Annotated in this window: 28 protein-coding genes and 1 riboswitch; of the genes, 27 read left to right on the plus strand and 1 reads right to left on the minus strand. The window is 42.0% G+C overall.

The features are described 5' to 3' along the window. Positions 1-4 precede the first annotated feature (4 nt). The 16 genes from ERX27_RS07085 (at position 5) to fabZ (ending at position 12,262) form a co-directional block, all read left to right on the plus strand. Positions 5-1,234 (plus strand): serine hydroxymethyltransferase, encoded by a 1,230-nt coding sequence (locus tag ERX27_RS07085; protein ID WP_133432138.1) that lies wholly within the window; start codon positions 5-7, stop codon positions 1,232-1,234. 15 nt (positions 1,235-1,249) lie between these two features. Further along, on the plus strand, positions 1,250-1,879 hold the full coding sequence (upp, locus tag ERX27_RS07090; RefSeq protein WP_133432139.1) for a uracil phosphoribosyltransferase: 630 nt from the start codon (positions 1,250-1,252) through the stop codon (positions 1,877-1,879). Between the two features lie 12 nt (positions 1,880-1,891). After that, positions 1,892-3,034, plus strand: a complete 1,143-nt coding sequence (wecB, locus tag ERX27_RS07095) for a non-hydrolyzing UDP-N-acetylglucosamine 2-epimerase (RefSeq protein WP_133432140.1) — start codon at positions 1,892-1,894, stop codon at positions 3,032-3,034. 175 nt (positions 3,035-3,209) lie between these two features. Further along, the gene (locus tag ERX27_RS07100) at positions 3,210-3,563 is read left to right on the plus strand and encodes an ATP synthase subunit I (RefSeq protein WP_133432141.1); all 354 of its coding nucleotides are present in this window, start codon (positions 3,210-3,212) and stop codon (positions 3,561-3,563) included. Between the two features lie 24 nt (positions 3,564-3,587). Next, positions 3,588-4,310 (plus strand): F0F1 ATP synthase subunit A, encoded by a 723-nt coding sequence (atpB, locus tag ERX27_RS07105; RefSeq protein ID WP_133432142.1) that lies wholly within the window; start codon positions 3,588-3,590, stop codon positions 4,308-4,310. Between the two features lie 44 nt (positions 4,311-4,354). Continuing rightward, positions 4,355-4,567 (plus strand): F0F1 ATP synthase subunit C, encoded by a 213-nt coding sequence (gene atpE, locus ERX27_RS07110; protein WP_041636195.1) that lies wholly within the window; start codon positions 4,355-4,357, stop codon positions 4,565-4,567. A gap of 50 nt (positions 4,568-4,617) precedes the next feature. Beyond that, a complete protein-coding gene (locus ERX27_RS07115; RefSeq protein ID WP_133432143.1) occupies positions 4,618-5,169 on the plus strand; it encodes a F0F1 ATP synthase subunit B in 552 nt (183 codons plus the stop codon). After that, complete coding sequence (locus ERX27_RS07120) at positions 5,169-5,699, plus strand: F0F1 ATP synthase subunit delta (RefSeq protein ID WP_243715874.1); 531 nt, start codon at positions 5,169-5,171, stop codon at positions 5,697-5,699. The genes ERX27_RS07115 and ERX27_RS07120 overlap by 1 nt, the downstream gene beginning before the upstream one ends. Before the next feature lie 19 nt (positions 5,700-5,718). Next, on the plus strand, positions 5,719-7,227 hold the full coding sequence (atpA, locus tag ERX27_RS07125; protein WP_133432145.1) for a F0F1 ATP synthase subunit alpha: 1,509 nt from the start codon (positions 5,719-5,721) through the stop codon (positions 7,225-7,227). A 33-nt stretch (positions 7,228-7,260) separates the two neighbouring features. After that, complete coding sequence (gene atpG / locus ERX27_RS07130) at positions 7,261-8,121, plus strand: ATP synthase F1 subunit gamma (RefSeq protein ID WP_133432146.1); 861 nt, start codon at positions 7,261-7,263, stop codon at positions 8,119-8,121. 18 nt (positions 8,122-8,139) lie between these two features. After that, the gene (gene atpD, locus ERX27_RS07135; protein ID WP_133432147.1) at positions 8,140-9,552 is read left to right on the plus strand and encodes a F0F1 ATP synthase subunit beta; all 1,413 of its coding nucleotides are present in this window, start codon (positions 8,140-8,142) and stop codon (positions 9,550-9,552) included. 17 nt (positions 9,553-9,569) lie between these two features. Next, entirely contained in the window at positions 9,570-9,977 is a 408-nt protein-coding gene (locus ERX27_RS07140) for a F0F1 ATP synthase subunit epsilon (protein ID WP_133432148.1), read from the plus strand. A 53-nt stretch (positions 9,978-10,030) separates the two neighbouring features. Then, positions 10,031-10,255 (plus strand): DUF1146 family protein, encoded by a 225-nt coding sequence (locus ERX27_RS07145; RefSeq protein WP_133432149.1) that lies wholly within the window; start codon positions 10,031-10,033, stop codon positions 10,253-10,255. An 83-nt stretch (positions 10,256-10,338) separates the two neighbouring features. Then, on the plus strand, positions 10,339-11,616 hold the full coding sequence (gene murA / locus ERX27_RS07150) for a UDP-N-acetylglucosamine 1-carboxyvinyltransferase (protein ID WP_133432150.1): 1,278 nt from the start codon (positions 10,339-10,341) through the stop codon (positions 11,614-11,616). A 4-nt stretch (positions 11,617-11,620) separates the two neighbouring features. Continuing rightward, complete coding sequence (locus ERX27_RS07155; protein WP_208001767.1) at positions 11,621-11,818, plus strand: DNA-directed RNA polymerase subunit beta; 198 nt, start codon at positions 11,621-11,623, stop codon at positions 11,816-11,818. Next, complete coding sequence (fabZ, locus tag ERX27_RS07160; protein WP_133432151.1) at positions 11,819-12,262, plus strand: 3-hydroxyacyl-ACP dehydratase FabZ; 444 nt, start codon at positions 11,819-11,821, stop codon at positions 12,260-12,262. It abuts the gene before it with no gap. Between the two features lie 61 nt (positions 12,263-12,323). Here fabZ and ERX27_RS07165 read toward each other — a convergent pair whose 3' ends face one another. After that, positions 12,324-12,752: a YwpF-like family protein gene (locus ERX27_RS07165; RefSeq protein ID WP_133432152.1), complete on the minus strand. Its 429-nt coding sequence runs from the start codon at positions 12,750-12,752 to the stop codon at positions 12,324-12,326. 212 nt (positions 12,753-12,964) lie between these two features. Here ERX27_RS07165 and ERX27_RS07170 point away from each other — a divergent pair, with 212 nt between their 5' ends. From ERX27_RS07170 to ERX27_RS07220, 11 genes are all read left to right on the plus strand, one after another. Next, entirely contained in the window at positions 12,965-13,573 is a 609-nt protein-coding gene (locus tag ERX27_RS07170; protein ID WP_133432153.1) for a single-stranded DNA-binding protein, read from the plus strand. 189 nt (positions 13,574-13,762) lie between these two features. Next, entirely contained in the window at positions 13,763-14,122 is a 360-nt protein-coding gene (locus ERX27_RS07175) for a LysM peptidoglycan-binding domain-containing protein (protein ID WP_133432154.1), read from the plus strand. A 172-nt stretch (positions 14,123-14,294) separates the two neighbouring features. After that, the gene (locus tag ERX27_RS07180) at positions 14,295-15,125 is read left to right on the plus strand and encodes a transglycosylase family protein (RefSeq protein WP_133432155.1); all 831 of its coding nucleotides are present in this window, start codon (positions 14,295-14,297) and stop codon (positions 15,123-15,125) included. 81 nt (positions 15,126-15,206) lie between these two features. After that, positions 15,207-15,302, plus strand: a riboswitch (TPP riboswitch). Between the two features lie 49 nt (positions 15,303-15,351). Beyond that, positions 15,352-16,017 carry a thiaminase II gene (gene tenA / locus ERX27_RS07185; RefSeq protein WP_133432156.1) on the plus strand — a complete coding sequence of 222 codons (666 nt, stop codon included), beginning with the start codon at positions 15,352-15,354 and terminating at the stop codon, positions 16,015-16,017. Beyond that, the gene (thiD, locus tag ERX27_RS07190) at positions 16,010-16,828 is read left to right on the plus strand and encodes a bifunctional hydroxymethylpyrimidine kinase/phosphomethylpyrimidine kinase (protein ID WP_133432157.1); all 819 of its coding nucleotides are present in this window, start codon (positions 16,010-16,012) and stop codon (positions 16,826-16,828) included. The genes tenA and thiD overlap by 8 nt, the downstream gene beginning before the upstream one ends. Then, a complete protein-coding gene (gene thiM / locus ERX27_RS07195) occupies positions 16,800-17,585 on the plus strand; it encodes a hydroxyethylthiazole kinase (protein ID WP_133432158.1) in 786 nt (261 codons plus the stop codon). The genes thiD and thiM overlap by 29 nt, the downstream gene beginning before the upstream one ends. Then, positions 17,586-18,218, plus strand: a complete 633-nt coding sequence (gene thiE, locus ERX27_RS07200) for a thiamine phosphate synthase (protein ID WP_208001768.1) — start codon at positions 17,586-17,588, stop codon at positions 18,216-18,218. 76 nt (positions 18,219-18,294) lie between these two features. After that, the gene (gene yidC / locus ERX27_RS07205; RefSeq protein ID WP_133432159.1) at positions 18,295-19,146 is read left to right on the plus strand and encodes a membrane protein insertase YidC; all 852 of its coding nucleotides are present in this window, start codon (positions 18,295-18,297) and stop codon (positions 19,144-19,146) included. A 131-nt stretch (positions 19,147-19,277) separates the two neighbouring features. Continuing rightward, positions 19,278-19,973 (plus strand): 5-oxoprolinase subunit PxpB, encoded by a 696-nt coding sequence (gene pxpB / locus ERX27_RS07210; protein ID WP_133432160.1) that lies wholly within the window; start codon positions 19,278-19,280, stop codon positions 19,971-19,973. Beyond that, on the plus strand, positions 19,970-20,923 hold the full coding sequence (locus tag ERX27_RS07215) for a 5-oxoprolinase subunit C family protein (protein ID WP_133432161.1): 954 nt from the start codon (positions 19,970-19,972) through the stop codon (positions 20,921-20,923). The genes pxpB and ERX27_RS07215 overlap by 4 nt, the downstream gene beginning before the upstream one ends. A 1-nt stretch (position 20,924) precedes the next feature. Beyond that, on the plus strand, positions 20,925-21,347 hold the full coding sequence (locus ERX27_RS07220) for an acetyl-CoA carboxylase biotin carboxyl carrier protein (protein WP_133432162.1): 423 nt from the start codon (positions 20,925-20,927) through the stop codon (positions 21,345-21,347). Position 21,348: the final 1 nt, after the last annotated feature.

The raw sequence follows: 21,348 nt of genomic DNA on the forward strand, positions 1-21,348 counted from the left end.
CATCATGATCAAGAAACAGGATGCAGAGCTTTACGCGGCAATTGAAAAAGAACGAGCAAGGCAGAACAGCAATATCGAGTTAATCGCATCAGAGAACTTTGTATCTGAAGCGGTGATGGAAGCACAAGGTTCAGTTCTGACCAACAAATATGCTGAAGGCTATCCGGGGAAACGCTATTACGGTGGCTGTGAGTTTGTGGATATTGCGGAAAATCTGGCGAGAGACCGCGCTAAAGAATTGTTTGGAGCCGAGCATGTGAATGTTCAGCCGCATTCAGGTTCTCAGGCTAATATGGCAGTTTACCGTGTGGCACTGGAAGTAGGGGATACAGTGCTAGGAATGGATCTGTCTCACGGTGGTCACTTGACACATGGGTCTAAAGTGAATTTCAGCGGTATCGATTACAAGTTCGTGGCTTATGAAGTGGATAAGGAATCAGAAACGATTGATTATGATGAGGTGCGTCGTCTGGCACATGAACATCAGCCGAAGCTGATTGTAGCAGGGGCTTCTTCTTATTCACGTCAGATTGATTTTGCTCGATTTAAGGAAATCGCTGACGAAATCGGTGCCAAGCTCATGGTAGATATGGCACATATCGCAGGACTCGTTGCAGTTGGTCTTCATCCAAGTCCAGTACCGCATGCAGACTTTGTGACGACAACGACACACAAAACACTCCGTGGACCACGCGGTGGTATGATTCTCTGCAAAGAAGAATATGCTAAAGCGATCGATAAAGCGATTTTCCCAGGAATCCAAGGTGGACCACTGATGCATGTCATCGCTGCTAAAGCTGTTGCATTCGGTGAAGCGCTGCAGCCTGAATTTAAAGAATATCAGGAGCAGGTTCTGAAAAATGCTGTCGCACTGAGCGAAGCATTAAAAGAAAAAGGACTACGCATCGTATCAGGCGGTACGGATAACCACGTCTTTGCAGTAGATGTCACGACTTTTGGTCTGACAGGCAAGGTTGCGGAAAAAGCACTTGATGAAGTCGGTATTACCACAAATAAAAATACGATTCCTTTTGATGAAAACAGTCCTTTTGTAACAAGCGGCATTCGTATTGGCACACCCGCTGTTACAACACGTGGTTTCAAAGAAGAGGAAATGAAAGAAGTCGCTGAAATTATAGCAGATGTACTGCATAATCATGAAGAACAGGAAACACTTGATAAAGCAAAAGAACGCGTCAGTGCGCTCGTTGCTAGATTTCCCTTATACCAATAAAAGAGAGGTGCAATAATGGGCAAAGTACATGTATTTGACCACCCATTGATTCAACACAAACTAAGTTATATTCGTGATGAACAAACAGGAACGAAGGAATTCCGCGAGCTAGTCGATGAAGTCGGCATGCTGATGGCTTATGAAGTCACACGTGACCTTGAACTGCAGGATGTCGAAATTCAGACACCTGTCACTAAGATGACAGCTAAGCGCTTAGCAGGTAAGAAAATTGCAGTTGTACCCATCTTAAGAGCAGGTCTGGGTATGACGGATGGCGTGCTGAAATTAATTCCAGCTGCACGTGTCGGCCATATTGGTTTATATCGTGACCCAGAGACACTGCAACCTGTTGAATATTTTGCGAAATTACCACAGGACATAGAAGAACGTGATTTTATCGTTGTCGATCCGATGCTTGCAACAGGCGGATCAGCAATTGAAGCGATTAATTCGCTCAAGAAGCGCGGTGCACTTAAAATCCGTTTTATGTGTCTGATTGCAGCGCCTGAAGGTGTAGAATTATTAAAAGAAGCCCATCCTGATGTTGATATTTATATCGCCGGACTGGATGAGAAGTTGAATGATCATGGTTATATCGTGCCAGGACTTGGCGATGCGGGCGACCGTTTATTCGGTACAAAATAAGGAGAGAAGAAAATGAAGAAGATTATGACGGTATTTGGGACGAGGCCGGAAGCCATCAAGATGGCACCTCTCGTTTTACAGTTGAAGAAAGAAGAAGGTCTGGAGCCGATTGTTGTTGTAACGGCACAGCATAGAGAGATGCTTGATCAGGTACTTGAAATCTTTGATATCACACCTGACTACGATCTCAATATCATGAAAGCCGGTCAGACACTGACTGAAGTAACTGGGCGCGTGCTGACAGGTCTTGAAGGCGTCATTAAAGAAGCGAAGCCGGATATGATTCTTGTTCACGGTGATACGACGACGACTTTTGCGGGAGGTCTTGCAGCATTCTATAATGAAGTCGCTATCGGTCACGTAGAAGCAGGACTTCGTACATTCAATAAATATTCTCCGTTCCCAGAAGAAATGAACAGACAGATGACGGGTGTTCTTGCAGATCTTCACTTTGCACCGACAGATGAAGCGGCTGAGAACCTTCGCCGTGAAAATAAACCGGAAGACGCAATTGTCGTAACAGGCAACACAGCAATCGATGCATTATCAACGACTGTACAGGATGATTACCATAGTGAAATCATTGATGCATATGCAGACAAAAAAATTATTTTACTGACTGCTCATCGTCGTGAGAATATCGGCGAACCGATGCATAACATCTTCAAAGCTATCAAACGAATCATTGATGAACATGAAGATGTGACAGTAGTCTATCCGATGCACAAAAATCCGAAAGTACGTGAAATCGCTGCACAGTACCTGGCTGACCATGATCGCATCAAACTGATTGAGCCGCTGGATGTTATTGATTTCCATAACTTTGCGGCAAGAAGCCATTTTATCCTTACAGATTCAGGTGGTGTCCAGGAAGAAGCGCCATCACTCGGTAAACCCGTTATCGTTCTACGTGACACAACAGAACGTCCGGAAGGAGTAAAAGCAGGGACGCTTAAACTTGCGGGTATTGAAGAAGAAGACATTTACCGTTTGACTAAAGAACTGCTGACAGATGAATCGATCTATAATGCCATGAGTCAGGCCAGCAATCCTTATGGTGATGGTCATACTTCTGAGAGAATCTGTGCGCATATTAAGCATTATTTCGGCTTGACAGAGGAGAAACCAACTCCATTCAAGGTTTCAGATAAATAAAAACAGCAAGCAATGATAACGCGAAAATAAAAAGAATAAATGTGTCTGAAATGTGAACATTTTGTTAAACTTTATTTTTTGAGTTTTTGGCATGGCATTGACACACATTTAGGGCTATATTATCATAAACCTTGGAATGTAACGGTTTTCATTGCGTTCGAAGGAGACATATTATATGTCAAGTTTCAAAATCTTTTTTAAGCGTTATCTGCAGTTTTTTCTCTATCTAATCCTCATACTTCTTGTTGCCTATCTTATTACAGGAAGTAGCTTCGCGTTAGGATTAATCATCGGTACGATTGCTTCGGCAATCAGTGCTTTTGTATGGCATCACTATCTGTATCGCGCGATCAATAGTGAGTCGCTGTACATCTCTAGTGGTATGGGTATTCGTTTTCTCATTGCGACGATGGCCTGCCTCTTCTGGGTGAGATTTCCTGAAGCGATCAGCATCTATGGCATCGCGCTTGGCCTCACTCTAACGTATGTCATGATTCTCATACATACATTTATCAGTCTGAAACAATAATAAATAATAGGAAGAGGTGAAGAAATGGAACACGCATCACCACTCTATATCTGGAACTTCATGGGACACGATATCATCTTCAATCTAAGCTCGATTATGATGCTGGTTATTACAGCGGTTATCGTCCTTCTGATTGCGATTCTCTGCACTCGCAATTTAAGTCACAGACCATCGAGTGCTCAAAACTTTATTGAATGGATTTTCGACTTCACGCGCGGAATCATCAACAGCAATATGGACTGGGGGAGAGGGGCACGCTTTCACTTTTTAGCTGTCACTTTATTACTTTTCATCTTTGTTGCTAACATGCTTGGTTTACCATTTGCGATTGTGACTGGACACACATTATGGTGGAAATCGCCGACAGCAGACGCTACAGTGACGCTGACGCTTTCAACTTTAATGGTTGTACTGACACACTTCTATGGTATTAAGATGCGCGGTGCGGGCAATTATTTCAAGAGTTTCGCTCAACCAGTATGGTTTATGGTACCGTTCAAGATCATCGAGGAGTTTTCATCCACTCTGACACTTGGTCTTCGTCTATACGGTAACATCTTTGCCGGAGAAGTTTTACTCGGCTTGCTTGCAGGTATCGGCGGCGCTGGAATGCTCGGCTGGTTCGGTGCAGCAATCCCGCTTATCATCTGGCAAGGTTTCTCAATTTTCGTAGGTGCAATTCAAGCGTACATCTTTGTTATGTTATCAATGGTTTACATGTCACATAAAGTGTCTGAAGACCATTAATATAAAATAAAAAAACAATTATATTTCTTAGGAGGAAATTATTAATGAATTTATTAGCAGCAGCAATCGCAATTGGTTTAGCAGCACTTGGCGCAGGTATCGGTAACGGTCTTATTGTTTCTCGTACAGTTGAAGGGGTTGCTCGTCAGCCTGAAGCACGTGGTCCATTAATGACAATCATGTTCATCGGTGTAGGTTTAGTCGAAGCCCTTCCTATCATCGCAGTAGTAGTAGCATTCATGGTAATGAACCGCTAATTATAATATCACTCGTTAAGGCGAAGTCTTTATGATTTCGCCATTCATTTATGACTTTAACTGTGGCGAAAGGAGCGTTAATATTGGATTTCTTTATTTTAGGAGCAACTGAACATGTTGACGGTGTTCAATGGGGGACTATCTTTGCAACACTTCTGACATTCATTATTTTACTCGCATTACTGCGTAAATTCGCATGGGGTCCGCTTAAAAATATTATGGATGAGCGTCAGCAGGCGATTAATTCTGACATCGATAACGCAGCAGCTCAGAACGAAGAAGCAAGACGTTATGCTGAAGAAAATAGAGCTTTACTTACTCGTACCCAAGGAGAAGTGCAATCAATCCTTGAAAATGCAAAAGTACAAGCGAAACGTGAACATGAAGAAATTCTTCATACAGCGAATGCAAGAGCAAACAAATTAGTTGAAGATGCACAAGTTGAAATCGAGAACGAAAAGAAACGTGCAATTGCGGACATCAATGACCGCGTTGCTGAACTTTCTGTTCTGATTGCATCTAAAGTCATCAACAAAGAAATTAACGAACAAGATCAAAAACAACTTGTGAGTCAGTATATTCAAGAGGCAGGCGATAAATAATGATTATCGCGAAGAAATATGCCGAAAGTCTATTCGAAGTCGGACACGAGCAAGGGGTATCGGACAGCATCAAGAAAGATCTTGATACTTTAAAGACAGTCGTATCAGCTGACCAGTCTTTCCATCGTTTCGCTGAAGATCCACAAGTATCCAAACAATCTCGCATCGAATTTGTTGAAAAGACGTTCAAAGGTGTCAATCAGCCGCTGATGAATTTACTTAAGATTCTCGCTGAACGTAAGCATTTAGAACTGATTCCAGCAATCAGTGCAGAGTATGAACATTTTTATAATGAAGCGAATGAACAACAGTACATGAAAGTAGAATCTGTCTATGCACTCTCTGATGAGGAGATCAACGACATCGGTAAAGCTTTCATCAAGCGTACAGGCTATAAAAGATTACTGATTGAAAATATCATTAACAAAGATTTGATTGGCGGTATCAGAACGACAATCGGTACAACAGTTTATGATGGTTCAGTTCAGAATAGTCTTAAAGAAATCTCAAAAGCAGTTCAACAACAATAATCATTAAGGAGTGACATAGATGGCCATCAAAGCTGAAGAAATCAGTGCACTGTTAAAGTCACAGATTGCAAACTATGAATCTGGTGTGACAGTAACAGATGTCGGTACAGTAATTCAGGTCGGTGACGGTATCGCTTTAGTTCACGGTCTTAACAACGTTATGGCAGGGGAACTTGTTGAATTTCATAACGGCGTGTTAGGTCTTGCACAGAACTTAGAAGAAAACAATGTAGGTATCGTTATTTTAGGACCTTATACAGAGATTAAAGAAGGAGACGAAGTGAAACGTACAGGTCGCATCATGTCAGTACCTGTAGGTGAAGAACTGATTGGTCGTGTTGTTGACCCACTTGGTCAGCCAATCGATGGCAGAGGCCCGCTCAACACAACTAAAACACGTCCTATCGAATCTCCAGCAACAGGCGTTATGGACCGTAAATCAGTAGACGAGCCGCTTCAGACAGGTATTAAAGCGATTGACGCACTTGTACCTATCGGTCGTGGTCAGCGTGAGTTAATCATCGGTGACCGTCAGACAGGTAAAACAACGGTTGCTATTGATACGATTCTTAACCAAAAAAATGAAGATATGATCTGTGTATACGTTGCAATCGGACAAAAAGAATCAACAGTGCGTACAGCGGTTGAAACTTTACGTCAACACGGTGCGTTAGATTACACTATCGTCGTATCTGCTTCTGCATCACAACCAGCACCACTTCTTTACCTTGCGCCTTACTCAGGTGTCGCAATGGCAGAAGAATTCATGTTCAATGGTAAACATGTTTTAATCGTTTATGATGATTTAACTAAACAAGCAGCAGCTTACCGTGAGTTATCATTATTACTTCGTCGTCCGCCAGGTCGTGAAGCTTACCCAGGGGATGTCTTCTACTTACATAGTCGTTTACTTGAGCGTGCAGCGAAACTAAACGATGACTTAGGTGGCGGATCTATCACAGCGCTTCCATTCGTTGAAACGCAGGCAGGGGATATCTCAGCTTACGTTCCGACTAACGTTATCTCTATTACAGATGGTCAGATTTTCTTACAGTCTGATTTATTCTTCTCAGGTGTACGTCCAGCGATCAACGCCGGTTTATCTGTATCACGTGTAGGTGGTTCAGCACAGATCAAAGCGATGAAAAAAGTAGCGGGTACACTTCGTCTTGACTTAGCATCATACCGTGAGCTTGAATCATTCGCACAGTTCGGTTCTGACTTAGATCCAGCAACTAAAGCGAAGTTAGAGCGTGGTAAACGTACAGTAGAAGTACTGAAACAAGATGAAAATAAACCTCTTACTGTTGAAAAGCAGGTTACGATTCTTTATGCATTAACTAAAGGTCACCTTGATGACATTCCTGTACAGGACATCACTCGTTTTGAAGATGAATTCTTAGGATGGGTGGGCAATAATGCATCACACCTTTACCAGGAAATTCGTGAAACTAAAGCTTTACCGGCAGACGAGAAATTCGTTGATGCAATCAATGCTTTCAAGAAAATCTTCAATCCTTCAGTCTAACAGAGAATGATAAGTAAATAAGGTGGTGACAAAATGAGTTCACTTAGAGAGATCAAAACACGTATTACTTCAACACAGAAAACGAGTCAGATTACGAAAGCCATGCACATGGTATCTAACTCTAAACTACGACGTGCTGAAGAAAATGCGAAAAGCTTCTATCCATATATGGACAAGATGCAGGAAACAATCTCAGCAATCGGTGGTAATGATAGTTCACATCCTATGCTTGTAAAACGTCCCGTCAAGAAAACTGGTTATCTCGTTGTAACGAGTGATAAAGGTCTTGCAGGTCCTTATAATGCAAGTGTGCTGAAGAATGTGACGAATATTATCAGAGAACGTCATAACAATGATGCAAGTCAGTATGGCATTCTGGTCATTGGTCGTGTAGGCCGAGATTTCCTGAAGGCACGTGGCTATAATATCATCAATGAGATGGTAGGACTGCCAGAACAACCTTCATTCAAAGCGATCAATGCAATGACTAAAAGTGCAGTTGAGCGTTACGAAGCGGGTGAATTCGATGAGCTTTACCTTCACTTCAGCCATTTTATCAGTGTGCTGGAGCAGGAAGTTCAGGAACGTCGTATTTTACCAGTCAGTCAGAGTGATATTCAGGCGACTCGAGCGACTGCGATGTATGAATTTGAACCCGACAAAGAAGCCATTTTAGATGTCATTCTTCCTCAATACGCAGAAAGTTTGATTTACGGAGCCTTACTCGATGCTAAAGCTAGTGAACATGCTTCTCGTATGACAGCGATGAAGAATGCAACAGATAATGCTAAAGAACTGATAGATGACTTATCATTACAATATAACCGTGCTCGTCAGGCGGCAATTACACAACAGATTACTGAGATTGTCGGCGGCGCAGCGGCACTCGAATAATTTTAGGGAGGAATAATAATGGCAGTAGGTCACGTAATTCAAGTTATGGGTCCAGTTATCGATGTTAAGTTCGAACATGGTCAGTTACCAGAACTTAATAACGCTTTAACTTTAGATATCCAGCGTGAAAACGGCACTACAACGTTAACTCTGGAAGTAGCCCTTCATTTAGGTGACGATGCAGTTCGTACTATCGCAATGAGCTCTACAGACGGCGTACAACGTGGTGCTGATGTTACAGATACAGGATCACCTATCTCTGTTCCAGTTGGAGACGAAACATTAGGACGTGTATTCAACGTTCTCGGTGAAAAAATTGATTTAGGAGAAGAGTTACCGGCAGGTACTCGGCGCGATCCAATTCACCGTCTTGCACCAAAGTTCGAAGAGTTATCAACGAAAGTGGAAATCCTTGAGACAGGTATCAAAGTTGTCGACTTATTAGCACCATACATCAAAGGTGGTAAAATCGGTCTCTTCGGTGGTGCCGGTGTAGGTAAAACGGTATTAATCCAGGAATTAATCAACAATATCGCACAGGAGCACGGTGGTATCTCTGTATTCGCAGGCGTTGGTGAACGTACGCGTGAAGGTAATGACTTATACCACGAAATGAGTGACTCAGGCGTTATCAAGAAAACAGCGATGGTATTCGGACAGATGAACGAGCCACCTGGTGCGCGTATGCGTGTCGCTTTATCAGGTTTAACAATGGCAGAATACTTCCGTGACGAACAAGGTCAGGACGTACTGTTATTCATCGATAATATCTTCCGTTTCACTCAGGCAGGTTCTGAGGTATCAGCCCTCTTAGGTCGTATGCCTTCTGCCGTTGGTTACCAGCCAACACTTGCAACTGAGATGGGTCAGTTACAGGAACGTATCACTTCTACTAACGTAGGTTCTGTAACGTCAATCCAGGCAGTATTCGTACCAGCCGATGACTATACTGACCCGGCGCCAGCGACAGCTTTCGCTCACTTAGATGCAACAACAAACTTAGAACGTAAATTAACAGAGATGGGTATCTACCCGGCCGTAGATCCACTTGCATCAACTTCACGTGCTTTAACACCTTCTGTAGTAGGTGAAGAGCATTATGCAGTAGCTCGTGGTGTACAGGCAACGCTTCAGAAATATCGTGAATTACAAGATATCATTGCCATCCTGGGTATGGATGAGTTATCTGATGATGATAAAAAGACTGTTAACCGCGCACGTCGCATCCAGTTCTTCTTATCACAGAACTTCCACGTAGCTGAACAGTTTACAGGTCAAAAAGGATCCTATGTGCCAGTTGCACAGACAGTTCAGGACTTCAAAGCAATTCTTGAAGGTAAATACGACCACATCCCTGAAGATGCATTCCGCTTAGTCGGTGGCATTGAAGCAGTACTTGAACAAGCTAAAGGTATGGGTGTACAAGTCTAATTTAGGAGGAATGAGATATGAACACGTTAGCGTTAAATATTGTTACTCCTAATGGTTCAGTTTATTCTACTGAGCAGGCTGAACTTGTCGTACTACAGACTGAAGGTGGTGAGATGGGGATCATGGCCGGACATATTCCGACTGTTGCCCCGCTCAAGATCGGTGCAGTACGTGTGACTGTTGATAAAAAAGTACATTATATCGCTGTAACGGAAGGCTTTGCTGAAATCCGTGCGACAGGCGTAACAGTGCTTGTACAGGCTGCTGAACAATCAGATGCCATCAATATTGACCGTGCACAGGAATCTTTACGCCGTGCCCAGGAGCGTCTGGAGCATGACAAAAAAGAAGGCGTGGATTATCACCGCGCTGAACGTGCACTTCATCGTGCCATCAATCGTTTGGATGTAGCCAAATATCGTTAAAACCCAAAAAGACTTAGCACGCGCTAAGTCTTTTTTTAATTGAGGAGGAAAATATGGATACAGGTATATATGCACTCATTCATCTGGTTCTTCATGTTGTGTTTACATGTCTCTCTTTTTGGGCACTTAAATCATTGAGAACAGAACAATGGTTTAAGGGCAATCACACAAAGCAGATACAGTTACTTCTGGTTTTTGTTAGTTTTGCGCTCGGAAAGTTGGTCAGTGACTTTATGATGGATATCATCTATTTTTCTCAGCAGATGACCTGGATGTAGAGAGCCCGGTAATTAAACTTACTGTTCCATACATATTTTTGATATAGTATAGGTTATAGAAGTTGAGTGGTGGAGGAAAAATAATGGATATGATTTTAGTAAAGGGCGGAAACCGTCTGTCAGGAACAGTTAAAGTAGAAGGTGCAAAGAATGCAGTGCTACCTATTTTAACAGCATCTATATTAGCGGATAATGGCGTAAGTACTTTTACAAATGTTCCTCAGTTATCAGATGTTAATACAATCAGTCATGTACTGGACGGTTTGAATGTCAGCGTGAAGCAAGTAGCTGCAAATACATATGAAGTAGATGCAACGTCAGAACTTGAATCAACGGCAAGTTATGAATACGTCAGTAAAATGAGAGCGAGTATATTGGTGATGGGGCCTCTTCTTGCAAGATTAGGTCATGCACGAGTTGCACAACCAGGTGGCTGTGCTATTGGATCACGCCCTATTGAACAGCATTTAAAAGGATTGTCAGCATTAGGAGCCGTAATTGAACAGGAAAATGGTTATTTAGTCGGACATGTAGAGGGTCGGCTGAAAGGCGCAAACATTTATCTGGATTTCCCGAGTGTCGGCGCGACTCAGAATATTGTGATGGCAGCGACACTTGCTGAAGGAACAACTGTCATCGCTAACGTTGCAAGAGAACCTGAAATTGTTGACTTAGTCGATTATTTAAATGCGATGGGTGCACGTATTACGGGTGCCGGTACAGATACGTTAACGATTGAAGGCGTTGAACGTTTAACTGGGACTGCACATACGATTGTTCCCGACCGTATCGAAGCAGGTACTTATATGATTGCAGCAGCGATTACACGAGGCGACGTTCTGATTGAAGGTGCCCGCACGGAACATATGACATCTCTTATTTCTAAGCTTCAGGAGATGGGCGTCACTATTTCAGAAGAAACACAAGGATTACGCGTAACAGTGAATAAGCCTCTTAAAGGCGTCGAAGTTAAAACAATGCCGCATCCAGGATTCCCGACAGATATTCAGGCACAGATGACAGCCCTGATGATGACGGCAGAGACTGAAAGTCGTATGACAGAAACCGTATTTGAGAATCGTTTTATGCATATCGATGAATTTATGAAGATGAACGGAAATGTCAGAGTCAGCGACCGTACTGCTTTTATTCGTAAGAGTGAGCTGCACGGTGCATCAGTGAAATCAACAGATTTAAGAGCAGCTGCTTCACTGATTCTTGCAGGACTGGTCGCAGAAGGTTATACACGTGTGACTGAACTGAAGCACCTTGACCGTGGGTACGTTAACTTCCATGGCAAACTCAAGCAATTAGGAGCAGATATTGAGCGAACGGAAGAAGATAAAGTAGAAGTGAGGTAAAAAAATGGCTAATTATTCAGGTAATGAAGTCGTTCACCGCAAAATACCGATGTTTGTGACGATTGTAATTATACTTGTACTGGCACTCATCTTATTTTTAGTTGGACTGATGATGGGTTACGGTGTTCTTCATTCACCGTTTGGCATCTTTAATCCAAATACATGGACACATATTTTCGAATTGACTGGGAGCTTAAATTAGATGGAAACTATTCTGACTTTTGATGAAATCAAGAAAATTATTCCGCATCGTTATCCATTTCTGCTGATTGACCGAGTTGTTGAGCTGGAAGAAGGTAAACGCTGTGTGGGCATCAAGCAAGTGAGTGGCAATGAACCTTTCTTTCAAGGGCATTTCCCGGACTATGCTGTCATGCCCGGGGTTCTGATTGTTGAAGCACTGGCACAAGTAGGTGCAGTTGCGATGCTTGATATGGAAGCAAACAAAGGAAAAATCGCTTTATTTGCAGGAATTGATAAATGCCGTTTTAAAAAACAGGTGACGCCTGGTGATACGTTGAGATTAGAAGTAGAGATCTCTAAAATTAAAGGGCCTATCGGTAAAGGAACTGCAACAGCAACAGTAGACGGCGCAGTAGCCTGCAGCTGTGAAATTACATTTGCATTAACAGATGCTAAAGAATAATGAAACCCCTTGTCACATCTTAAAGTGTGACAGGGGGCTTTTGTTTAAAGTGAGATTTTATTCAGTCTTTTTCTCTTAAAATAGGTTTAGAGACCATCATGCGATTAAATGTGCTGATCAATTCATCACCTGTTAACTCATCTTCAACAAGTTGCTCAAGCAGCTGCTCTGCATAAGCCTGTCTTGGTGTATAAATATGACATTCAAAAATAACAGAAATATGGTCATTTAATTCTTTGATATTTTTAATAGTTGCTTCAAACAAGGCTGGATCATTGGAGGCGCGCGTGATGACAACTCTTGTGTCCAGCACGGTGTGGTTTTGCTGATAGGCTTCCATTGTTTCTTTATGTATACGATCAATCAGGATTTCCAGCAGCCAGCCTGTACCACTGTTCTCCTTATTAATGATGACTCCATCATGTACGGTGAACTCATGTGTGGTCTCATTTTCTACAATCTGAAACCTGAGTGCTTTAAATGTTTTCATGGATCCATCCTCCTTTCATTCATTATATAGTTTGCCTGAATTTAATTCAAAAAGTTATCGATTTTCCTGAAATGTCAGTAATAAGTCGCAGTTTTTTATCAAATACAAGTAATTTATCAGAATCTGCACTACCTGAGCCGCAGAAAAATAAAAACGGTGATTTTTCAATTTATTTCAGTCAGGTTATAGTGAGTTTAGAAAGGAGGTGACACATGATCAATAAAGTTGTGCTCGTTGGACGTCTGGCGAATGCGCCTAAAACCAACCAACATTCCAGTAAAAATAGCGTACAGTGCGTCACATTCCCTATTGCGATTGAACGTGGGTATAAACCTCGCGATGAGCAAGCTCAGACAGTAGATTTCCTGCACTGTAAAGCTTTCAACAAAACAGCGGCGAATATATTACAATATTGTCGTAAAGGCTCAACAGTTTGTGTGACGGGTCAGATCCACAGCAACCGTTACCAGAAACCAGGAGAAGATAAACCACAGTATTTTACAGAAATTCTGATTGAAAGCATCAAGTTTCTGCCTAATTTTGGTGCCATTAAAACAGGTGATATACTCCCTCAGACACCTGATGAAATCTGGAGTGAACTATCAGATGCCGAAAAAACACATACGATTCTGCTGGCTAAAGAAAAATTAGTAAAACAGATAATTGCTGATCAGAATACAGCACCCATCGAGACCGAACCAGTTAAAGTCATTACTGATGATGAAAGTCATGAGTTACTGAAATCACTTGATACATTAACGAATGATACGCCACAGGAAAAAGCTGAAGACGAAACAAAGGAAGCAGCTGTACTCTCATAAGACATCCTTCTTACTCACACCCCACTCGCCCTTTCAAACGTGCTGTCTGGAAGGGTTTTTTATTTTGATATCATTTTGTAATGCTAACGTAATTTAAAGAGCCGACTTATCATTTTTCTGTAACCATAGAAATCATAAAGCGTGCTAAAGTAATATCAAGATTAAACAAAGACGGGAGACAACACAGAAATGAATAGATTATCAGTCATTGTCGGTGCTGTCATTTTGTCTGGCATTGTAGCAACAACGAATGCTGAAGCAAAAATGCAAAATTTGCAGATGGATGAATCGGTTTGGTCAATTACAGATAAATATGATAGAACGATTGAGAACATAGAAAAAATCAACGCGGTTGATACCACTCTAATTACACCTAATCCGAAAGTAGAAGTCCTTGTAAATGGAAAATACAAAGTGATTAAGGGCGATACAATACCAGAAATAGCCGACAAGTGTGATGTATCAGTTAAACAGATCCATCATTTAAATCATATAACAGAAGAACAAAAGTTGACTGAAGGTCGCACACTTCAAGTGAATGAGAACTGAAATTAACCCTCTGAGTTAATTTCTTTTTTTATAAAAAGAATCCAATCATAACTTTTTGTAACGATAGCGTAATATTACGCTTTTATTTTATATATATCTGTAACCTATGAAATATTTTATTCTGATATATTGTTATTAATGAAAAAAGACCATCCCTAGGAGGAAAACATTTATGAAAAAAGTATTGGCGGCATCGACTGCAGTAGCGGTAGCAGGATCTTTCGTAGCAACAGCAAATGCAGCAGAGTACACAGTTAAATCTGGAGATACACTTTGGGCGATTTCACAGCAATATGGTACTTCAGTTGCAAATCTTAAAGCTGAAAATGGTTTAACTTCTAATCTGATCTTACCGAAACAAGTTTTAAAAATTAATGAAAAAGCTGTTAAAGCGGAAAATCATGATACAATAGTCTATAATATTGTTGCAGGCGATACTTTAGGGAAAATCGCTGCTCAGTTCAATGTAACAGTAGCAGATCTTAAAGCCTGGAATAACTTATCATCTGATTTAATCATTGCAGGTAAAACTCTAGTAGTGGGTGGTCAACAAGCAGCACCAGTAAAAACATACCAGGCGCCAGTACAGCAGGCGGCACCAGTAAAAACATATCAGGCACCAGCACAGCAGGCGGCACCAGTAAAAACATACCAGGCGCCAGTACAGCAGGCAGCACCAGTGAAAACATATCAGGCACCAGCTCAACAAGCTCCAGCATATCAAGCGCCTAAAGCAGCGACAACTCAAACTTCAGCTGCTTCATACGCTACAAATTCAAGCGTAGATGCTCATTTAAAATTAATTATGCAACGTGAATCAGGCGGTAACCCACGTGCGGTCAACCCAGCTGGTTACTACGGTTTATTCCAGTTTTCACCAACAACTTGGGCTGCTGTCGGCGGCACAGGTAACCCGGCTAATGCTTCTGTTGAAGAACAATGGAAACGTGCTCGCATCCTTTATACACAATACGGTGCACAGCACTGGAGCACAGCTTACTAATCATTCAAGACTATCTGCGGATAGTCTTTTTTTATTTGCATTCAAACCTTGAGTTCTATATGCTTAACATAACAATATATCTATTACTGCTAGGGGTGCCTGATGGCTGAGATGACGATGTCAAACCCTTTACCTGATCTAGATAATGCTAGCGTAGGAAAGCGGTCGTGCTTAAAGACCTTTTTCTGCAGAAATAGGTCTTTTTTATTTTGAAGGAGGAATCACTATGTTTACAGATGAACTACAACAGGAAGCGGCGCCTATTATTGATGCCATTTATCATGATCCTTTTATAAAAGGTATCATCAACGGGGATATTTCGAAGGATGCGATTCGTCATTATTTGAAAGCAGATCACCTCTATTTAAATGAATTTGCTAAAATCTATAGTCTCTTAATTGCGAAATTAGATGATAAAGAAGATATACGTTTTCTGCTCGAGCAGATTGACTTTGTCGTCAACGGCGAAGTGACTGCCCATTATACGATGGCAGATTATGTCGGGGAGGACTATGTATCGATTATCGAAGGCGGCGAGTGGTATCCGGCGAGCGATCACTATATCAAACATATGTACTACAATGCTTTTAAATATGATGATGCAAGTTTCACCATCTGTGCGATGGCCCCTTGTCCTTATGTTTACCAACAGCTGGCTTTAAAAATAAAAGAAAATCATGATTTAATAGGTAATCCTTTAAAAGACTGGGTGGATTTCTATGCGGTGAATATGGATGAGTTGATGGGTCATCTGAACCGCTGGGTCAATCGTTTTGCTGAAACAACGACCGAGCAGAATAAAGCTATTTTAAGACGTAATTTCCTTGAAAGCTGTGTTCACGAAAGAAGATTTTTCGCGATGTCATATCATCAGGAGAAATGGAATGTTTAAAACAGCACTCTCTATTGCAGGAACAGATCCGACTGGCGGTGCCGGTACAATTGTTGATGTTAAAGTCTTTCAGTCAAGAGGTGTTTACGGGATGAGCGCCATTACCAGTATCGTCGCTCAGAATACGCGCGGCGTACAGCAGGTCTTTGACCAGCCGGTGCATGTTCTGGAAGCTCAGCTTGAGAGCATCTATAGTGATATTGTGCCGGACGCTGTTAAAACAGGCATGCTTGCATCAAGTGAAGTCATGGATGTCGTAAGACCTTATATCGAGAAGCACCGTATTCCTTATGTCATTGATCCGGTCATGGTTGCAAAAAGCGGTGACGATCTGCTGGATGATGCAGGAAAGAACGCGGTACGCTATAAACTGCTGGATCTCGCAACAGTAGCTACACCAAACTTGCCGGAACTGGAACGTATTTTGAATATGAAGGTCGAAACGAGAAGTGATATCGACCGCGCCGGTCACATCTTTCTGAATGAAATCGGTAGTCAGTCTGTCATCGTAAAAGGGGGACATATGGAGGGCGATGCCATTGATTATCTTTTTACCAAAAAGGGTGTCACTGAGCTGCCAGCCAAAAGAATCGCGACTCATCATACACACGGCACGGGCTGCACGTTCAGCGCTGTCATTACAGCGGAACTTGCGAAAGGCCGCTCTATAGAAGACAGTGTCAGAACGGCTAAAGCCTATATCACGAGCGCGATTCTTAACAACCCGGGGCTCGGCCACGGTAATGGACCGGTCAATCATTTCAGCTATCAGGAGGAAGAATATGAGACTCAATCAAATCAGACAAAATAATCCCCTTATCATCTGCCTGACGAATGATGTCGTCAAGAACTTCACTGCTAATGGTCTACTGGCGCTTGGTGCGAGTCCGGCTATGGCGACGGAAGTCGAAGAGCTGGAAGATTTTATTAAGCATGCAGGGGCAGTCCTTATCAATATCGGCTCACTGACTAAAGAAAGTATGCCTTCCATGGAAAAAGCGGCAGAAGCAGCAAATAAGTTTGGCGTTCCAGTCGTTCTGGATCCAGTTGCCTGCAGCGCGACAGCATTTAGAAAAAATTTCTGTCTGAAACTTATCGAGAACTATGATATCAGTGTCATCCGAGGCAATGCGTCAGAGCTAAAAGGGCTGATTGAAGAGGCGACAATGAAAGGGACGGATAGTGACTTATCACTTGATACAGTCGCAATCGCACAGGCAGCAGGTGGGCAGCTGGAGACTGCGGTAATCGTGACAGGCGCGCAGGATGCTGTTTATGCACAGGGCAAGGTGAAAAAGCTGTCGAACGGCACGGAGATGCTGACTAAAGTCACGGGCGGAGGATGTTTATTAGGGGCAATTGTATCCGCTTTTATATATAATGAGGTTGAACCGACATTAGATGATTTAGTCGAAGCTGTCTCTTATTACAATGTTGCAGCTGAGCGTGCTGAATCACTTGATAATGGCACTTTGCCGGGCCATTTTCAGATCAATCTGCTGGATATGTTGAACAGCATAGATGAAAATGACGTAGCAGAGAATATGCGAGTGGAAGAAGTGAGCTAATTGGAATTTAAGCGTGAGATGTTACAACTATATTTTATTTGCGGTACCAATAATACTGAAGATATTGAAACGGTTCTTGAAGAAGCCTTAAAAGCAGGCATCACTTTGTTTCAATTCAGAGAAAAAGGGACAGGCGCATTAGCTGGGGAAGAAAAAAAACAGATGGCACTCAAATTAAAAGCGCTGTGTGCGGCATACAGCGTACCTTTTATTATCAATGATGACTGGCAGCTGGCGCTTGATGTTGATGCAGATGGTATTCATCTGGGTCAGGATGATGACAAGATTGCAGACATCATTGAAAAGTTTCCGAATAAAATCATCGGGCTTTCTGTCAGCAATTTTGAGGAATACGATCAATCTGACTTAGCGCATGTGGATTATATCGGTGTGGGACCTGTCTATGAAACAAGTTCAAAAAATGATGCGAAACGTCCCGGCGGCATCGAACTGATTCGTAAGATGCGTCTCTACGATGAACAGATTCCGATTGTCGCGATTGGCGGTATTACAAATCGTAACTGCGAGATGATACTGAAAGCAGGCGCAGACGGCATCTCGACCATTTCTTCAATCACTGCCAGTTCTAACATTGAACAAGATGTGAAGAATTATCTGGATTATTACAAATAAACGAGTTCCCTAGTTTAATCAGCACATAAAATGTGTTAAAATAACCTCTATGTGAAGAATACTATGAGGTGAAGAAATGAAGAAAAAGGCATTGATGCCATTATTGTTCGGTATTATTATATTTTTAGCGGGCTGTGATTATTCCAAAGAGTCTAATCGTACAGGCTTCTTTTATGATACGTTTGTACATCCACTGGATTTACTGATTCACTGGCTGGGTGCCAATATGGGTCATAACTATGGTCTTGCGATTATCGCGATTACGTTAATTGTGCGTCTTGCATTGTTCCCGTTCATGATGCGTACTTATAAGAACCAGAGTGTCATGAAAGAAAAAATGAACCTGATTCAGCCGCAGTTAAAAGCGATACAGGAAAAATCAAAACATGCACGTACACAAGAAGAGAAAATGGCTGCCAATCAGGAAATGATGGCACTGTATAAAGACAATAACATCAATCCACTTAATATGGGTTGTCTGCCTCTGTTAATTCAGCTGCCGATTGTTACAGGTCTCTTCTATGTTCTTAAATATCCATCAGGTGGCGGAATTACGCAGTATCCTGACTTCTTATGGTTTAAACTGACAGAGCCGGATATTTTAATGACTATTATCGCAGGTATTGTCTATGCGGCTCAGGCCTTTGTCTCTATGCAGAATATTCCTGATGAGCAGAAAGCACAAATGCGTATGATGATGTTCATTTCACCGATTATGATCATCTGGATGTCTTACATCTCTCCAGCAGCACTCCCATTATACTGGGCAGTCGGTGGGGCATTCCTTGTCCTGCAAACATGGTTAGGGAATAAGTTCTACAAACAGAAAGTTCATGAAGAAATGAAACCTCTTATCGATGCGCATGAAGAGAACCAGGAAAAAGTAGTGAGAAACACACAAGTTAAAGCGAAAAAGAAAAAAAGATAGTTTTCAATCACCGTCAAAATGACGGTGATTTTTTTAATTGTTACTTCATCCATTTAATGCAGCAAAAAAACATAGAGAATTATCTGAATAGTATGTTAAAATTTATATGGTAGTTGAAAGGGGTTTCATATATGGACATTAAATATATTAATGAAAATGCGATTGCATGTGTGTTTGAAGAGACAATCAGCGAGCAAGTGAATCAACAGGTGCTGGCATTAAAACACGCATTTGAAACACAGCAAGTGGATGGAATTGAAGAAATCATTGCTTCTTATCATACGCTTGTCATTTATTTTAATGATTCAATCACGCATGATGTCCTGGTTGAGAAAATTAAAAGTCTGGATATCAATAGTCAGATGAAGCGAACGGCGAAAGTCTATACGATTCCTGTTTGTTATGACTATGGACTGGATATGGATGAACTGGCAGAGTACTGTGGGCTGACGCCGCAGGAAGTGGTTGAACGTCATACTTCCAGACGATATCTGATCTACATGTTAGGTTTTATGCCAGGGTTTCCATTCCTCGGCGGACTGGATGCGTCCATCGCTAAGCCGAGAAAAGAGACACCTCGTAAAGAAATACCAGCAGGCTCTGTGGGTATCGCCAATGAACAGACAGGCATGTATCCTCTTGCATCACCAGGTGGCTGGAATATTATCGGCCGGACACCTGTCACTTTATTTGATGCAGATCGTACACCTGCTGTTTTTTATGAAGCGGGGGACTATATTCAGTTTAAAGCAATCAGCAAAGAAGAATATACGGCAATAGAGCAAGATGCCGAGTACAAAATCGAAGTAAAGGAGGTTGAAGCATGAGTTTAAAAGTGATAAAGCCTGGTCTGTTTACGACGCTGCAGGATGCAGGTCGTCAAGGAGTTCAGCATATTGGCTTAAGCCCAAGCGGCGCAATGGATTATTTCAGCTTTATGGTCGGCAATCAGTTGCTTGGTAATGAGCGTCCTGTCAGTCTTGAAATGACGATGCAGGGTGGGACGTTCGAATTTGGACGCGGTAATGCGTTTATTATTACAGGTGCAGATATGCAGGCGACGCTAAATGGTAAACCAGTGAAGCATAATACCATCCATTATGCCAAGATGAATGATCAGCTGGCATTTGGAGCTGCAGTGAACGGCATGCGCACTTATCTGACAGTTAGAAACGGGTTTGATATAGAACCTATCTATGATAGCTATGCGACGCACACTAAGATTAAACTCGGCGGTGTAGAAGGCCGAGCGCTGAAAGCGGGAGATGAGCTCGTCTTTTCAAATTCAGAAAAAGTACCTGAAAAGACTATTTATACACCGGCATTCGATGATAATAAAATCCGTTTTATTCCGGGGCGGCAGTTTGAACGGTTCGAAAAATTCAAATTGAAATCTTATACAGTTTCGAACATGTCTGACCGTATGGGTATCAGGCTGGAAGGCGATACAATCAAGGCAGAGAACTACGATATTATCTCTGAACCGGTACAGCTGGGTTCTATACAGGTGTCAGCGTCAGGTCAACCGATTGTGCTGCTGAGCGACCGTCAGACAGTCGGTGGTTACGCTAAAGTAGGAACGGTCTATTTCTATGACCTGGTGAAACTTGTACAGAAGAAACCAGGTGAAGAGATTCATCTCGTGCCGGGGACCTTAGAAGAAGCGATTCAAGAGAAAAAGAAGATGCTGAAATATATTGAAGATATTAATGTGCTGGCGTATAAAGGACGTTCATCAGGTAGCAAGATCCAACAATTAATTAAAAGGGTGAAATAATATGAATACAGAAAACTTAGAAACATTAATCCAGCTGATGAATGATAATCAGTTAAAAGTCATTTCATATAAAGATAAAGAAACAGAATATCATATCGAAAAAGCAGTGCCGGAATCAAGTGCAGCTCCAGTTGTACAAAATCAGGTACCTGTACAGAATGAAGCAAAAGTGACTTCTGAAGGCTATACTCAGAAATCACAGCTAGTCGGTACTTACTATAATACTGAAAATGAAGATAGCACTGAACCACTCGTGAAAGTCGGTCAGAAAGTCGAAAAAGGCGACCGTATCGGGATTATTGAAGCGATGAAAGTCATGAATGATATCCAGGCTGAAGTATCAGGAACAATTGAGGAAATCTTAGTGGAAAGTGGTACAGCAGTCAGCTATGACGAGCCGTTAGTCAAAATTAAAGAAGTTTAGG

It is taken from the genome of Macrococcus brunensis (genome assembly GCF_004359615.1).
In the GTDB taxonomy this organism is placed as follows: Bacteria; Bacillota; Bacilli; order Staphylococcales; family Staphylococcaceae; genus Macrococcus; species Macrococcus brunensis.